The organism is Olivibacter sp. EAT-5, assembly GCF_044784325.1.
Lineage (GTDB): Bacteria > Bacteroidota > Bacteroidia > Sphingobacteriales > Sphingobacteriaceae > Olivibacter > Olivibacter oleidegradans.
This window is the reverse complement of sequence record NZ_CP173028.1, coordinates 1,331,332-1,345,796: the sequence shown is the minus strand read 5'-3', so window position 1 is coordinate 1,345,796 and position 14,465 is coordinate 1,331,332. Positions and strand designations below refer to the sequence as shown.

Sequence of the window (14,465 nt, the reverse complement as noted above, 5' to 3'; positions counted from 1 at the left end):
GCCGTTTCTTATAAAAAACTATCAGGGCCTTGTCTGTCCTTAAAATGATTCATAATCTTCTAACAGCATGTGGATATTGTATAATTTGGGTATTTTTTTGGGACAGTTTTTTGTACTCATTGCCGCACCCTTTAATGCGCGGGTTCGGAAATGGAAAGAGGGCCGGCAAGGCTTGTTTAAGTTGATCGCCGGTAAAGTAGACTCATCAAAGAAACACACTTGGTTTCATTTTGCTTCCTTAGGCGAATTTGAGCAAGGCCGCACTGTTTTGGAAGCCTATAGAACACATTTTCCTAACAAGCTAGTGGTAGTTACTTTCTTTTCTCCATCCGGCTACGAGGTGAGAGCTAATTATGCCAAAGCGGATTATGTGTTTTATCTCCCCGCAGACACACCCGGCAATGCCAAGAGGTTTATCGAGCTCATCAATCCCGAAGAAGTGTTCTTCGTAAAGTATGAATTTTGGCACAATTATTTTAAGGCGCTTCATAATCGGCGAATTCCCCTTTATTTAGTTTCGGCTATATTCCGGAAAGGGCAATTTTATTTCACTTGGTATGGCCGACTTTTTAGATCGACTTTGCGCTATGTGACTTTTTATTTCGCTCAAAATCAGGAAAGTGTTGCTTTGCTGCATAGTATTGGTCTTAAAAATGTTTCGTTAACGGGTGACACCCGATTCGATCGCGTGGCGCACCTTTCGCAGCATAAACGCGAGATAGAGGTTGTTTCCCGTTTTGTTAACGGACATAAAGTTCTAGTGGCGGGGAGTACTTGGTTGCCAGATGAAGAATTGATTATGTCTTTGCGACAGGTTTATCCCGAATGGAAAATAGTGATTGCGCCACATATTGTTGATGCCGCTCATTTAAATGAAATTGATAGCCGATTTAAACAGAGTGTGCGATTCTCCACGTTAAATAGTAGCGTTCATCCAAAAGATAATGCGAATGCTTTTGTACTAATTATAGACAACATAGGTATGCTCTCCTACTTGTATAGTTATGCAGATGTCGCTTATATTGGTGGTGGTTTCGGCGTTGGAATTCATAATATATTGGAGGCGGCAACTTATGGCGTTCCGGTAATTTTTGGCCCTCACTATCACAAATTTCAAGAAGCAAAAGACCTAATTGCAGCCAAAGCAGCTTTTAGCATTCGCAACTTACAAGAGTTTGTAGCAGTGTTTGAACTTTTGCAAGAAATAGAGATTAGACAGGAGGCGGGGAATCGAGCGTATGGCTATGTACAACAACAGGCTGGTGCTACGGCGAAGATTATCGATTATTTGGCTGGAAGCCGAGAGTAGGTCCGTAGTTGGGTGCAGTGGTGGCATTTACTCGACCATTCTTGAAAGTAGAAGGAATAAGGTGCGACTAACAACTGCTAATACATCCGCTCAAATCACTTTCGCTTCTCTGATTTTCCTCCTAAAGAGCTTGCCTGGTAAATATTTACTGGCCCAAATCGCTTTAATTTCACTTCCCGCTATAAATATTTCTTCTTTTTGTTTGTCTAAATGAGGGATCAAGCGTTTCACGAACTCGGATACTGACATTGCTTTGATGTGGACATCATCTTTCTTTTGATATTTTTCACCATTGCCTATTAGTGCTTTTTCGCCCAATGAGGTGTTTACGAAACCAGGGCATACCATACTAATGTGTATGTTGTCGTCGTAGATTTCCGGTCGCAGGGATTCGAAATAACCATGTAATGCATGTTTGGATGCTGCATAAGAAGATCTAAATCGCGTTCCAATTTTTCCCATCAAGCTGCTTATAACTATGATATGCCCTCTGCCCTGTTGTTGCATGGCGGGTAATACCGCTTGGGTTATGGCTACAGGTCCCCAATAATTAATGTCCATAATCTTTTGTGCCACGGATAACTTTGTGTCTATGGCTAAGGCCCGTTGGGTTACACCGGCGGAATGGATCAATGTGTCGATTCTGCCAAATATGCGTAATGCTTCCAGTGCTTTTTCGGGCAGGGAAGTTTCGTCTTCTAAATCAAGAGGTAACACATGGACATTCATGGGATTGCCTTTGCAGGCTGCTTTTACTTGGTATAGCTTGTCTCTCGAACGGGCAGAAATGATAAGCTTAGCGCCTATAGAAGCATAGTACTTGGCCAAGCCTTCTCCTATTCCGGCTGAAGCGCCAATAATCCAAATAACTCGATGACCGGCAGGTATTATATTTTTTTTAGATCTTTTCATGTTCATATCCTTCTTCAATAAAAAGTTCGGAAGCGATGTAATCGGCCATCAATTTTCCTGAAACGGTCAGTTTTAGGCAATCGCGCTCCCTATATATTTTGTTATCTTCTTCAAACTGCTTCGCATTGCTTACAACATAGCCCAGGGCGGCACTTCCGTAGAGACGTTCGAGGTATTCTAGATCGAGCCCCCACATTGTTCGTAAAGAAGTCATGATATACTCATTGATCCGATCGATTTCAGATAATGTCTCGACCTCAGCAGGAACACGCTGATGGTTTATCGATGTTATATACTGCTGGTTGTTATTGATATTCCATTGCCGTTGTAATCCATTGAACGAATGAGCGGAAGGACCTATTCCTAAATAGGGCTTTGATTTCCAGTAATTTGTGTTGTGTTTTGCATAACGACTCGGTAATGCAAAATTTGAAATTTCGTAATGCTCATAAGCATAGCCGTCTAGCGTTTCAATGAGTTGAAGAAATTGTGCTGCCGCCTGTTCATCGTCCATTTTTTTATATTTTCCTACCTTTATGAGATGGGCTAAGGCTGTTTTTGGCTCTACTGTCAAACTGTAAGCAGAGATATGCGGAATGTGAAGCTGTACGAGTTTCTGTATATTGTTTAACCATTTTTCATCGGTTAACAAAGGATAGCCATAAATTAAGTCGGCTGTGATATCGTCAAAACCGGCATCCTGTACTCGCTTTATCGCACTATCGGCTTCTTGAGCAGTATGCGCACGGTTCATCCATTTCAGATCTTCGTCATAGAACGATTGGATACCAATACTGAATCTGTTAATGGAAGTTCTTCGAAAAGCTTCAATCTTTGTTTTGCCTAAGTCGTCCGGATTTGCTTCCAGGGTGATTTCAACCGTATTGCTAATATCGTAATGGCGACTTGCCTCATCCAGTAAGAAACTGATTTCCGACGCTTCTAAGATCGAAGGCGTGCCTCCACCAAAATAGATTGTATTAATTCGATCGGTGTGAAGATAGCTCGATTGTAAGCGCAGTTCTTTCGCCATGGCTTCCAACATTTCATTTTTGTACTTGATTGAAGTGCTGAAATGAAAATCACAGTAGTGACATGCTTGTTTGCAAAAAGGTATATGAAAGTAAATACCACCCATGCCTGCAAAGTTAAGGCAATGGAATGGATTTATTCTTCATCGTTAACTCATTTTATATAGGCTTCTTTTCCGGGATCGTCCAGAAGTAAATAGTAGATTCGCCAACTTTGATTTTTTTCTCAGGCTGCCAATCCCCCATATCAAATTCGTTTGAGACAATACGCGTACCGGGTTTTAATTGTTCCAATAGTTTTGGACGCAGTTTTAAATTGACATAGGGAAGCAGATACAGCGTCACCACGGATGCTTTACTGAAATCCACGTCAAAAAGATCTTGCTGTAGGAACTGAACCTTGTCGCTAACACCTTCTTTCTGTGCATTTCGATTCGCTTCCTTAATTCTATTCGGATCTATATCTACGCCAACACCGGTGGCTCCATACTCTTTAGCTGCCGTAATAACGATCCGGCCGTCTCCGCAACCTAAATCATATATCAAGTCGTTTTTGTTTACCTGGGCAATTTGTAGCATCGCTTCAACAACCGCTGGTTTACTGGCTACGTAAGGAACATCCAAAGATTGTTCTGTTGCGGTCTTCTTAGTAGAACAGGAAAGGAGTCCAAGGCATGTTGATAAAAAAAGTATGATAGCTAGCGGAAGTTTTTCTGCTAACTTCGAACGTTTATTTAAGTCGACAACCATATAATGTGTTAAGGTCTGTGGTAAAAGTTTTGACATAAATGTACAACAATCGTACCTAATTTCTAAAGTATTTTACCTTTTAAGAAGCTGTTTCACTTAAACAGCTTCTTGAACGTAGATGCGCAATGCGATCATCGCACTTTGTGATGAAATTGTTATGCATCTGATAGATTTTGAGTAAATGGATTATTACGATTTTTTAATATCTTTGGCGGGCTGTTCTTATTTCATTATCTAAAGCATATAGGTACCGCATACAGGTTAGGGACGTATTTGCCGGGAACGTGAAATTTCAAAAGATGAATAAGAATCCCCTTGACAAAATCGTTGTTTTGAAAGATACATTGAAAAGACTACGCTATATATCTTTAAAAATTAAATAACATCTGGATGAATATCCACCATTTTATATCACAAGAAAATACGAGTTTTATCAATCCCTTATTTATCTTGTATACTTTCCCCCCAAATAACATAGCTACCCAATTTTGCGTCGTTGTTAATGACGACCCACAAGTTGAGGAATTGTACGGGCAAAATAATGTAAATACTTATCAATAATTATATACAAATGAAATACAAACGTATCCTACTTAAACTTAGCGGAGAAGCTTTAATGGGTAACAAACAGTACGGTATCGATATCGACCGTGTCGCCCAGTACGCACAAGACATAAAAGCTGTCTATGATGAAGGGGTAGAGATTGCAATTGTTATTGGAGGCGGAAACATTTACCGTGGACTGAGTGCAGAAAAAGCAGGGATGGATCGTGTGCAAGCTGACTACATGGGCATGCTGGCCACCGTCATCAACAGCATGGCTTTACAGGATGCGTTAGAAAAGGCTGGCATGAAAACGCGCCTGCTCACAGCGATAAAAATGGAGCAGATTTGCGAGCCGTTTATCCGAAGAAGGGCAGTAAGGCATCTGGAAAAAGGTAGAATCGTAATTTTTGGTGCCGGTACCGGAAACCCATACTTTACTACGGATACGGCGGCTTCTTTAAGAGCTATTGAAATCAATGCGGATGTTGTGTTAAAAGGTACTCGGGTAGACGGTATCTATACTGCCGATCCGGAAAAGGATCCTAATGCAACTAAGTTTGATCAGATTACCTTCCAAGATGTATATAATCAAGGATTGAATGTAATGGATATGACAGCCTTTACTTTATGCCAAGAGAATAAATTGCCGATTATCGTATTTGACATGAACAAAAGTGGCAATTTAGTTCGTTTAGCACAAGGCGAGCTAATAGGTACTTTGGTAAAAGACTAAGGCAGCTTAAAGGAGTGGGATGTAGGGTATAAGGCTTATGGTTAATTTGATAATCTTATGCGTTATGCTCTACATCTTCACCTTTCGTCCTTATTGAAGCAATTCCTTTAAGGCTCGGTCCACTTTATGGAAACCAAATTCGCCTAGGACCTTATCGAAGAGGTTTTTTATTTCTTTGTTTTGTAAGTTTCCGATGCTCCCTTCGTGCGTGTGCTTTACTTCCTTAATGGGTTTAAAAGTCCCTTTTTCTATTGCCAAACCGATGTTTTTATAAGCCTCTCTAAAAGGGACGCCTTGTAACACTTCATGATTCACCACTTCTACACTGAATAAGTAGTTGTATTTTGGATTCTCGAGAATATTTGTATTGACTTTAATATTGCTCAGCATTAAGTGCATCATTTGAAGGCAGTCGTTGATGGATTGAAAGGCAGGAAATAAATTCTCTTTCAGCAACTGCAAGTCTCGATGATATCCCGAAGGAAGATTTGTGGTCATCAAAGCGATTTCATTTGGCAAGGCCTGGATTTTATTGCAGCGAGCTCGGATAAGTTCAAAGACGTCCGGGTTTTTTTTATGGGGCATGATGCTGGATCCTGTGGTCAATTTATCGGGAAAACTAATGAATCCGAAATTTTGATTCATATATAGGCAGGCATCCATGGCCATTTTTGCTAGTGACGCGGCGATTGCACTCATTCCTTGTGCTAAGACTCGTTCTGTCTTTCCACGGCCCATTTGTGCGTATACAACGTTGTAGTTTAAGGTCTCAAAACCCAATAATTCGGTGGTTAATGTTCTGTTCAATGGAAAGGAAGAACCATAGCCTGCTGCGGAACCCAAAGGGTTCTTATTGCATATCTTCCAAGCGGCCAACATAAGCTCCAGATCGTCTACTAAGCTTTCAGCGTAAGCACCAAACCAAAGCCCAAATGAGGAAGGCATAGCAATTTGCAAATGGGTATACCCCGGCATTAACACTTCCCGGTATTGATTACTTAGTTCTATGAGTAGCTCGAATAAAAACTTAGTATTTTCTACAATTTGTTTGATCTCGTTTCTAAAGTAAAGTTTGAGGTCGACCAATACCTGATCGTTTCTTGAACGACCACTGTGTATTTTCTTTCCGGCATCTCCGATACGTTGCGTGAGCAATAGCTCAATCTGAGAGTGAACGTCCTCCACATGCTCATCAATTGTAAAACCACCCGTCTCAATTTCGCGATAAATCTTTTTGAGCTCTTCTTGAATAACCGCTAGTTCGTCTTTTGTCAATAGGCCAATGCTTTCGAGCATCTGCGTATGCGCCAGGGATCCTAATACATCAAAAGGAGCCAAAAATATATCAAGTGCTCGATCGTTTCCTACTGTGAATTTTTCGACCGATTGCTCTACTTCCGTTTCTTTTTGCCAAAGTTTCATATGTAAATAATTTGTCTTTGAAAGGTCATATGGAATGTCCAGATTATTTTCATTCGAGTTTGTGTTTTGCAGTCATGGACATTTCATAAGAAATTAAAATTCAAAATTAAAAAGTAAAAAAGCCATTAGCCGAGTGCCAATCTCCGATTGCTGATAACCGAAAGTTAATTGCTAATAGCTAAGACCTTGCTTAGCAAAGCTACATAAAGTTCTATTCCCTCTTCAATTTCGCGAAGATATATAAATTCATCCGCACTATGAGAGCGGGCGGAATCACCGGGACCCATTTTTAAAGACGGCACCGGAATGAGCGCTTGGTCACTCATGGTGGGCGACCCATATGTTTTCCTGCCTAAAGCCACTCCCGCTTTCACAAAAGGATGGTCTTTTGTTATTGATGAAGGATTGAGTCGAGTGGATCTCGGCTGTACATCGCTTGCCACATATTGGCGGATGATAGCCAGTACTTCTTCATTGGAATAAGCATCGGTTGTGCGCACGTCCACTACATAACTGCAGGTTGCCGGGACTACATTATGTTGGGATCCGGCATTGATGACTGTTACACTCATTTTTATAGGGCCGAAGATAGCGGATTCTTTAGGGAATTTATAGGCGCGGAACCACTCAATGTCTTTCATGGCTTTATAGATCGCATTATCGCCTTCTTCTCTTGCTGCATGTCCTGACGCCCCCTGGGCCATGCAGTCAAGTACCATTAGCCCTTTTTCGGCAATGGCGAGATGCATCTCCGTGGGCTCACCTACAATGGCAAAATCTATGGGCTCTAATAAGGGAAATATCAGCTCAATTCCATTCCTTCCTGAGATTTCTTCCTCTGCAGTTGCTGCTATGCATATATTGTAATGGAGTTCTTGTAAAGGATAAAAATGTAAGAAAGTTGCGATGAGAGAGACTAGCGGTCCACCTGCATCGTTACTTCCCAAGCCATATAATTTACCATCGCTTACAGCTGCTTTAAAGGGATCGCGGGAGTAACCTGTATTCGGTTTTACTGTGTCGTGGTGAGAATTTAATAAAATTGTGGGTTTACGCTTGTCATAAAACTGATTGTAAGCCCAAACGTTATTTAACTTCCTATAACAGGGTATATCCCGCTCTTGGAAGAAGCGCTGAATTCGATCTGCTGTCCCGGTTTCTTCCTTGCTGAAAGATGGAATTTCAATTAGGTCTTTCAATAAATTGATGCTATCCCTTATTAATGCGTCCATCTTATTCCTTATATAGCCCGCCGGCCCGTTCCGCAGAGAGCTTAATGCCTTTGATAAAGGCAGAGCTAAAACCGTTATGTTCCATCTCGTTTAGGCCGGCAATTGTGCAGCCTTTTGGTGAGGTTACTTTATCAATTTCGCTTTCCGGATGGCTTTGCATTTGCAATAACAAGTCGGCCGCACCCTTTGCGGTTTGAACAGCCATCTTTAATGCATCGTGGGCATGAAATCCAATTTCAACACCTCCCTGAGAAGCCGCGCGAATACTTCTTAAGAAAAAGGCAATCCCGCAAGCACAAAGCGCAGTGGCAGAGGTCATCAAATCTTCATTGATGGTAACTACAGCACCTACGGTTTCAAATAAGCGAGTGACCTCGTCCATATGCTGCTCGTGTGCATTATCAGAGGCGATACAAGTCATCGATTGTCCAATGGCGATAGCGGTGTTCGGCATCGCCCGTATTACTTGTACAGCATCGCCCAGCTTATGACGGATATCTCGGCAGCTTACGCCTGAAATTACTGAAACAACAAGCTGTTTATCGGCAATTACGGCTCCATTGATTTGTTCCAATACTTGATTTAGTTGCTGAGGGAGAACCGCCAGAACAATGATATTAGCATCAAGAACTGCTTCTCTATTATTGTCCGAAAGCTTAAATCCAAGTTTGGCTTCCTGTGACATATTTCTGATGTTCCTTCTCGTGAGCGTTATATCGGAGGCATTACAATAAGCCTTCGCTATCAGTCCTTTTGCCAAGGATAGGCCGATGTTGCCGCTTCCTATGATGGTAATCTTAGGCATAATGTTCGTGTTGAATTATTTGCGTTAAAAAATGGTTGTTCCTGCTTGCTCATCTGTTAAATCATTCGCATGTTTAATAATTACTTTCTTGACACCTTTTGAAATGGCATCAAAAGCATTATCAAGTTTTGGAATCATGCCGTCGGCAATAATACCTTGCTCCTTTAACATGCTATAATGAGTACGATTAATTTGCGTAATAACGGAGCCTTCGTCTTCTATATCTTTTAATACGCCTCTTTTTTCGAAGCAGTAAATTAGAGAAATATCATAGTTTGAGGCGAGCCCTACGGCTAATGCAGAAGCAATGGTATCGGCATTTGTGTTTAATAACTGACCTTCTCCGTTATGGGTTATAGCGGAAAATACAGGGCATAAGCCGAGTTCGAGCAGACTTTGGATACGCTTGTTATGAATCGAAGTTGGGGTCATATCGCCCGCAAATCCATAATCGATCTCTTTGACAGGGCGTTTAATGGTGCGAATCGTGTTCCCATCTGCTCCACTTAGCCCAATCGCATCGCAGTGGTTCGCTTGTAATAGCGCGACAATGCTTTTGTTTGTCAAGCCGGCATATACCATGGTCACAATTTTCAGCGTTTCGAGATCCGTTATCCGTCTGCCATTGACCATTTTTGCCTCGATGCCTAGATCGCTTGCTAACTTACTGGCAATTTTTCCTCCACCGTGCACTAATATTTTCTTTCCTTTCAAATTGGCAAAAACGTTAGTAAACGCAGATAGCGCGGTTTCATTCTCTACAATATTGCCACCTATTTTTACGATATTTAGTTTTTCCATATGAGGGATTATATAAGTGGCTCTTATAGATTTTCCAATATCCTTTTCAATACAACCTGAGCCGCCCATACGCGATTACCAGCCTCTTGAATAACCAATGAGTCCGGACCGTCTAGTAGGGCTGATGATAATTCCAGATCCCTTCTTACCGGCAAACAATGCATCACTTTTGCATGGTTTGTTACTTTAAGCTTCTCGGGTGTGGGCATCCATTCTCTTCCTGTAACCAGTATTTTGCCATACTCTTGATAGCTCGACCAATTCTTAACATAGACGAAATCAGCGTTTTTTAGAGCCTCATTCTGATTGGTGGTGATTGTAGCCCCGTTTGTAAAGTGCTCATCGAGCTCGTATCCTTCAGGATGGGTAATAGTAAAATCTAACAATCCCTGCTCTTGGGCTTTACACATCCATTCGGAGAATGAATTGGGAACCGCTTGCGGTAATGCTTTAACATGTGGAGCCCAGGTAAGAACAACTTTTGGCTTGGCTGTAACTGTTGAAAATTTACCGTCCACTTCTTTAGACGTGGATGGCGTATGCTCTAAGATCGTAATTAAATCTGTTAAGCTTTGAAGCGGGTGACGTGTAGCACTCTCTAAGCTAACAAGGGGTTTTTTGCAGTAAGTTGAAAATTTATTAAAAAGGTCTTCGCTATAGTCTTCTTTACGATCTTTTAAGCCTGGGAAGGAACGTAAGCCCAAAACATCACAATATTCACCCATTACGGCCGCCGCCTCCCGAATATGTTCAACCGTTGTGCCATCCATCACAACGCCATCCCTGGTTTCAAGCGCCCAGCCATCCTTATCCATATTCATGACCATAACATCCATTCCCAAGTTTATAGCAGCTTTCTGTGTACTAAGTCGTGTGCGTAAACTTGGATTCAGGAAAACAAGTCCGAGCATCTTATGTTCTCCCAATTTGCGATGAGCATTCGGTGCAGCTTTAAGCGCTAATGCTTCTTTGACAATAGTTGATAAATTATCTACATCCGCTACTGAAAAAAATTTCTTCATTGAATCTCTTTTTTAATAGTTGTACGTTTTAAGTTACAGGTTGTCCGTTTTAAGCTTTAGGCACTTACGACGTGAAACTTATTACTTATAACTTCTTAATCTCTCCGATAATGCCTCCAAAAACCTGTCCGCCTCCTTCTTTCCTAAATTCAATGCAGGCAGTAAGCGGATCACATTAGGCTTTGCCTCTCCTGTAAATATATGGTTTTTAAATAATAGATCTTTCTTGACCTGATTTAGCTCTTCCGGAAGCTCGATGCCGATCATTAAACCTTCACCTCTTATTTCTTTGATTTTATCAAATCCCTTTAATTCGCTCATTAAATAGCGTCCAATTTGCAATGCGTTCTGCACGAGTTGTTCCTTCTCCATCGTCTCCAAAACGGCTAAGGCGGCTACGCATGCAAGATGATTCCCCCCGAAAGTGGTACCTAATTCACCAAACCAAGGCTTAATCTTGGGTGAAATGGAAATGGCACCTATCGGGAAGCCATTACCCATACCCTTGGCCATGCTATAAATATCTGCTTGTACGTTTGCATGGTCATGGGAGTAAAATTTTCCGGAGCGTCCGTAGCCGCATTGTACAGAATCAGCAATAAAGATTGCATTATACTGTTCGGTTAAGCTCCGTATTTTCTGAAGGAAGCTGTGGTTGGCTACCCGTATACCACCAACGCCTTGAATTCCTTCAATAATGACGGAAGATATCGCTTCTCCTTGTTCCGCAAAGATTTTTTCAAGTGCGTCTTCGTCATTGAAAGGAAGGAAAATAACATTTTCCGTCTCGTTTACCGGAGCGATAATCTTGGGATTGTCAGTTGCCGAAACCGCTAGTGATGTTCTTCCGTGGAAAGCGCCTTTGAATGCGATCACTTTTTTGCGACCATTGTAAAAAGACGCCAATTTGAGCGCATTCTCATTAGCTTCGGCGCCGGAGTTACATAAAAAAAGCTGGTAATCTTTTTTGTCAGAAACTTTGCCCAGTAGCTCAGCGAGTTGTTTTTGAAGCGGTATCTCAATCGAATTAGAGTAAAAACCTATCTTATTCAGTTGATCTGTTATACGCTGTATATAATGCGGATGGCTATGGCCTATGGAGATAACTGCGTGTCCTCCATATAGGTCTAAGTATTCCCGGCCAGTGGCATCATAAACATAAGAGCCAACTCCTTTTACAATTTCAATGGGATTTATAGGGTATACGTCAAAGAGTTTCATTGCGTTATGAGTATTAAGTTTTACGTTTTAAGCTATCGTGCTACGTATTTTTGTTATGAGCGAAATGAGCATTGCTTTTATCTGATTAATTTCGTCGTTGAGCGATTCAAAAGTTTTTTGTGATAAATAGCCTAAATCATTTGCAAGTAGTAAAAAGTATTCTGTTTCGTTTGCAGATCCTAACGAAATGCTCAAAAAGTGAATAAAATCTTTTTGGGAGGGCCTTCCACATCTTTCTGCAATATTCGCAGGTATAGAAGCTGTAGACCTCCGCAACTGACTGGTTAAACCGTATTGTTCTTCTTTAGGAAAAGCCGCGCTGATTTTATAGATATTAAGAGTAGTTTGATGCGACTTTACCCATACAATCAATTCTTTATAATTTTGCATTTTGAAGTTAAACGTATAACATACTACTTATAACTTAAAAACCAACGGCTTTAAGCTTCAATCCAGTCGTTTCCTCCAATCCGAATAGAAGATTCATGTTTTGTACGGCTTGTCCGCTTGCACCTTTTAGAAGATTATCGATGATGGAGATAATCATCAATTTAGTACCATGTTTCTCTAAATGAATCAGTGCTTTATTCGTGTTCACCACTTGTTTTAAATCGATGTTGCCCGGACTTACGTGAGTAAATGGATGACTTGCATAATAGTGGCTATATAAATCTGATGCCTCCTCTATAGATAATGTTGACTCCAAATAAGTACAGGCTAAAATACCTCGGGTAAATGCACCACGTTGTGGCACAAAATTGATTGTTTGATCAAACGAAGATTGCAGTTGAATAAGACTTTCTCCGATCTCATGTAGATGTTGATGCTCGAAAGCCTTATATACGGAAAGGTTATTATTCCTCCAGCTAAAATGGGATGTCGGTGATAAGCTCTGTCCGGCACCGGTAGAGCCGGTTGTTGCATTGATATGTATTTCCGAAGCCAGCAGTCCTTTAGCTGCCAACGGCAGCAAGCCCAATTGAATCGCTGTAGCAAAACAGCCCGGGTTCGCGATATGCTGCGCCGTTTTTATTTTATCCCGTTGAAGCTCGGGTAAACCATAAACAAAGTTTTCCGCCTTTGACTTCAATCTGTAATCCTGGCTCAGATCAATTATCCGAATGGATTCGGCTATCCGGTTTGCCTCTAAAAATTTCCGGGCCGCACCATGACCAACACACAGAAATAAGACATCAATATTTTGGGGAAGCTCATCGGTAAATTTCAGCTCTGTATCGCCAAATAGATCAGTATGCACGGAATGAACCGGGTTCCCTGCGTTACTGTTACTATTGACAAAGGCAACTTCTACATGAGGATGATTAATGAGAACCCTTAAAAGCTCTCCTCCGGTATAGCCGGCTCCGCCAACAATCCCTACTTTTATTTTATTCATATCAGAATAGTTTTGAGTTATAAGTAATACGTTATACGTTTTTTTCTTACTCACTCGATACTTATAACTCATTACTTAAAACTTACAACTTATTAACCTTATGCCATATCATTACTTGATTTCCAAAGATTTTAGAGAATCCCTTTACATCTTCGCCAGTCCATGCATTGTTCATCTCTCCATAACTTCCGAACTTACTGGACATTAAATCATGCTTGGATTCCACGCCAATTATATTAAATCGATACGGGTTTAATTCAACGAATACTTGACCACTGACCATTTCCTGTGAGCTTTGCAAAAAGGCTTCAATATCTCTCATAATAGGATCATGAAATTGCCCCTCGTGCATCCAGTTACCATAAAAAGAAGCTAACTGATCTTTCCAACTTAACTGCCATTTCGTAAGTGTGTGTTTTTCAAGCGTATGATGAGCTTTAATAATAACAACCGGTGCTGCCGCTTCAAAACCGACTCTTCCTTTGATGCCAATGATTGTGTCTCCTACGTGTATATCTCTTCCTATTCCGTATGGTTGGGCAATCGACTGCAATTTTTGTATCACTTTTACCGGACCTAGCCGTTCACCGTCAAGTGCTACCGGCTCACCTTTCTCGAATTCGATGGTAATTCTTCTGCTTTCACTTGCTGTCACTTGTGTGGGCCATGCTTCTTCCGGTAATGTTTCATGGGATGTTAAGGTTTCTTTTCCTCCCACTGAAGTGCCCCAAATGCCTTTATTAATCGAGTATTTTGCTTTTTCGGCACTGTAGGTTACACCATGATTATGCAAGTAATCGATTTCAGATTCGCGGCTTAATTTCAAGTCCCTAATAGGTGTTATGATTTCTACGTCCGGAATCAGGATATTAAAGATCATATCGAAACGTACTTGATCATTACCTGCACCAGTACTTCCATGGGCAACGAAGTTTGCGTCGATTTTCTTTACATAGTTTGCAATGGCAGTTGCTTGGCATACACGCTCGGCACTTACCGATAAGGGATAGGTTGCATTTTTTAATACGTTACCGTAGATAAGATACTTTATACTTTCGTTATAATAGTTTTGGGTTTCATCAACTGTAGCATGTGACGCAACACCGAGCTCATAAGCGCGTGCTTCGATCTGTTTAAGTTCATCTTCCGAAAATCCTCCCGTATTGACGATGACGGAATGAACTTCTAAGCCCATATCTTTGGATAGGTAAATGGCACAGAATGAGGTGTCTAATCCTCCACTAAATGCTAATACTACTTTCTTTTTCATTAGAATAATTTATTA

Annotated in this window: 14 protein-coding genes; 2 read left to right on the top strand and 12 right to left on the bottom strand. The window is 41.1% G+C overall.

Annotated elements, in window-relative coordinates:
- Window positions 1-67 precede the first annotated feature (67 nt).
- Window positions 68-1,309 carry a 3-deoxy-D-manno-octulosonic acid transferase gene (locus ACH11B_RS05465; protein WP_377609924.1) on the top strand — a complete coding sequence of 414 codons (1,242 nt, stop codon included), beginning with the start codon at window positions 68-70 and terminating at the stop codon, window positions 1,307-1,309.
- 90 nt (window positions 1,310-1,399) lie between these two features.
- On the opposite strand, the gene ACH11B_RS05460 is transcribed toward ACH11B_RS05465, so the two are convergent.
- The 3 genes from ACH11B_RS05460 to ACH11B_RS05450 are packed head-to-tail and all read right to left on the bottom strand — an operon-like array spanning window position 1,400 to window position 4,038.
- The gene (locus ACH11B_RS05460) at window positions 1,400-2,221 is read right to left on the bottom strand and encodes an SDR family NAD(P)-dependent oxidoreductase (RefSeq protein WP_130854807.1); all 822 of its coding nucleotides are present in this window, start codon (window positions 2,219-2,221) and stop codon (window positions 1,400-1,402) included.
- Window positions 2,208-3,359 (bottom strand): radical SAM family heme chaperone HemW, encoded by a 1,152-nt coding sequence (hemW, locus tag ACH11B_RS05455; RefSeq protein ID WP_013664344.1) that lies wholly within the window; start codon window positions 3,357-3,359, stop codon window positions 2,208-2,210. Before hemW ends, ACH11B_RS05460 begins: the two co-directional genes overlap by 14 nt.
- Window positions 3,360-3,411: 52 nt before the next feature.
- Window positions 3,412-4,038 (bottom strand): SAM-dependent methyltransferase, encoded by a 627-nt coding sequence (locus tag ACH11B_RS05450; protein WP_377609921.1) that lies wholly within the window; start codon window positions 4,036-4,038, stop codon window positions 3,412-3,414.
- 535 nt (window positions 4,039-4,573) lie between these two features.
- Here ACH11B_RS05450 and pyrH point away from each other — a divergent pair.
- Complete coding sequence (gene pyrH, locus ACH11B_RS05445) at window positions 4,574-5,281, top strand: UMP kinase (RefSeq protein ID WP_013664341.1); 708 nt, start codon at window positions 4,574-4,576, stop codon at window positions 5,279-5,281.
- Between the two features lie 90 nt (window positions 5,282-5,371).
- Here pyrH and argH read toward each other — a convergent pair whose 3' ends face one another.
- The 9 genes from argH to argG form a co-directional block, all read right to left on the bottom strand.
- The gene (gene argH, locus ACH11B_RS05440) at window positions 5,372-6,703 is read right to left on the bottom strand and encodes an argininosuccinate lyase (protein ID WP_377609919.1); all 1,332 of its coding nucleotides are present in this window, start codon (window positions 6,701-6,703) and stop codon (window positions 5,372-5,374) included.
- Window positions 6,704-6,867: 164 nt separating this feature from the next.
- Entirely contained in the window at window positions 6,868-7,935 is a 1,068-nt protein-coding gene (locus tag ACH11B_RS05435) for a M20 family metallo-hydrolase (RefSeq protein WP_130854810.1), read from the bottom strand.
- Window position 7,936: 1 nt separating this feature from the next.
- Entirely contained in the window at window positions 7,937-8,740 is an 804-nt protein-coding gene (gene proC, locus ACH11B_RS05430; RefSeq protein WP_013664338.1) for a pyrroline-5-carboxylate reductase, read from the bottom strand.
- Window positions 8,741-8,764: 24 nt separating this feature from the next.
- Window positions 8,765-9,541 carry an acetylglutamate kinase gene (argB, locus tag ACH11B_RS05425; protein WP_041387970.1) on the bottom strand — a complete coding sequence of 259 codons (777 nt, stop codon included), beginning with the start codon at window positions 9,539-9,541 and terminating at the stop codon, window positions 8,765-8,767.
- 23 nt (window positions 9,542-9,564) lie between these two features.
- Entirely contained in the window at window positions 9,565-10,563 is a 999-nt protein-coding gene (locus tag ACH11B_RS05420; protein ID WP_013664336.1) for an acetylornithine carbamoyltransferase, read from the bottom strand.
- Between the two features lie 81 nt (window positions 10,564-10,644).
- Entirely contained in the window at window positions 10,645-11,784 is a 1,140-nt protein-coding gene (locus tag ACH11B_RS05415) for an aspartate aminotransferase family protein (RefSeq protein WP_013664335.1), read from the bottom strand.
- A gap of 27 nt (window positions 11,785-11,811) precedes the next feature.
- Window positions 11,812-12,174 carry a four helix bundle protein gene (locus tag ACH11B_RS05410; RefSeq protein ID WP_149105117.1) on the bottom strand — a complete coding sequence of 121 codons (363 nt, stop codon included), beginning with the start codon at window positions 12,172-12,174 and terminating at the stop codon, window positions 11,812-11,814.
- Window positions 12,175-12,208: 34 nt separating this feature from the next.
- Window positions 12,209-13,180 (bottom strand): N-acetyl-gamma-glutamyl-phosphate reductase, encoded by a 972-nt coding sequence (gene argC / locus ACH11B_RS05405; RefSeq protein ID WP_130854811.1) that lies wholly within the window; start codon window positions 13,178-13,180, stop codon window positions 12,209-12,211.
- 82 nt (window positions 13,181-13,262) lie between these two features.
- Window positions 13,263-14,450, bottom strand: a complete 1,188-nt coding sequence (gene argG, locus ACH11B_RS05400) for an argininosuccinate synthase (protein ID WP_130854812.1) — start codon at window positions 14,448-14,450, stop codon at window positions 13,263-13,265.
- Between the last annotated feature and the right edge of the window lie 15 nt (window positions 14,451-14,465).

What these genes read in the sequence shown, in the direction of transcription:
- ACH11B_RS05435 (WP_130854810.1), bottom strand. Translation starts at nt 7,935, where the DNA reads ATGGACGCATTAATAAGGGATAGCATCAATTTATTGAAAGACCTAATT.
- pyrH (WP_013664341.1), top strand. Translation starts at nt 4,574, where the DNA reads ATGAAATACAAACGTATCCTACTTAAACTTAGCGGAGAAGCTTTAATG.
- argG (WP_130854812.1), bottom strand. Translation starts at nt 14,450, where the DNA reads ATGAAAAAGAAAGTAGTATTAGCATTTAGTGGAGGATTAGACACCTCA.
- ACH11B_RS05465 (WP_377609924.1), top strand. Translation starts at nt 68, where the DNA reads ATGTGGATATTGTATAATTTGGGTATTTTTTTGGGACAGTTTTTTGTA.
- ACH11B_RS05420 (WP_013664336.1), bottom strand. Translation starts at nt 10,563, where the DNA reads ATGAAGAAATTTTTTTCAGTAGCGGATGTAGATAATTTATCAACTATT.
- hemW (WP_013664344.1), bottom strand. Translation starts at nt 3,359, where the DNA reads ATGGGTGGTATTTACTTTCATATACCTTTTTGCAAACAAGCATGTCAC.
- proC (WP_013664338.1), bottom strand. Translation starts at nt 8,740, where the DNA reads ATGCCTAAGATTACCATCATAGGAAGCGGCAACATCGGCCTATCCTTG.
- argC (WP_130854811.1), bottom strand. Translation starts at nt 13,180, where the DNA reads ATGAATAAAATAAAAGTAGGGATTGTTGGCGGAGCCGGCTATACCGGA.
- ACH11B_RS05410 (WP_149105117.1), bottom strand. Translation starts at nt 12,174, where the DNA reads ATGCAAAATTATAAAGAATTGATTGTATGGGTAAAGTCGCATCAAACT.
- ACH11B_RS05460 (WP_130854807.1), bottom strand. Translation starts at nt 2,221, where the DNA reads ATGAAAAGATCTAAAAAAAATATAATACCTGCCGGTCATCGAGTTATT.
- argB (WP_041387970.1), bottom strand. Translation starts at nt 9,541, where the DNA reads ATGGAAAAACTAAATATCGTAAAAATAGGTGGCAATATTGTAGAGAAT.
- argH (WP_377609919.1), bottom strand. Translation starts at nt 6,703, where the DNA reads ATGAAACTTTGGCAAAAAGAAACGGAAGTAGAGCAATCGGTCGAAAAA.
- ACH11B_RS05415 (WP_013664335.1), bottom strand. Translation starts at nt 11,784, where the DNA reads ATGAAACTCTTTGACGTATACCCTATAAATCCCATTGAAATTGTAAAA.
- ACH11B_RS05450 (WP_377609921.1), bottom strand. Translation starts at nt 4,038, where the DNA reads ATGTCAAAACTTTTACCACAGACCTTAACACATTATATGGTTGTCGAC.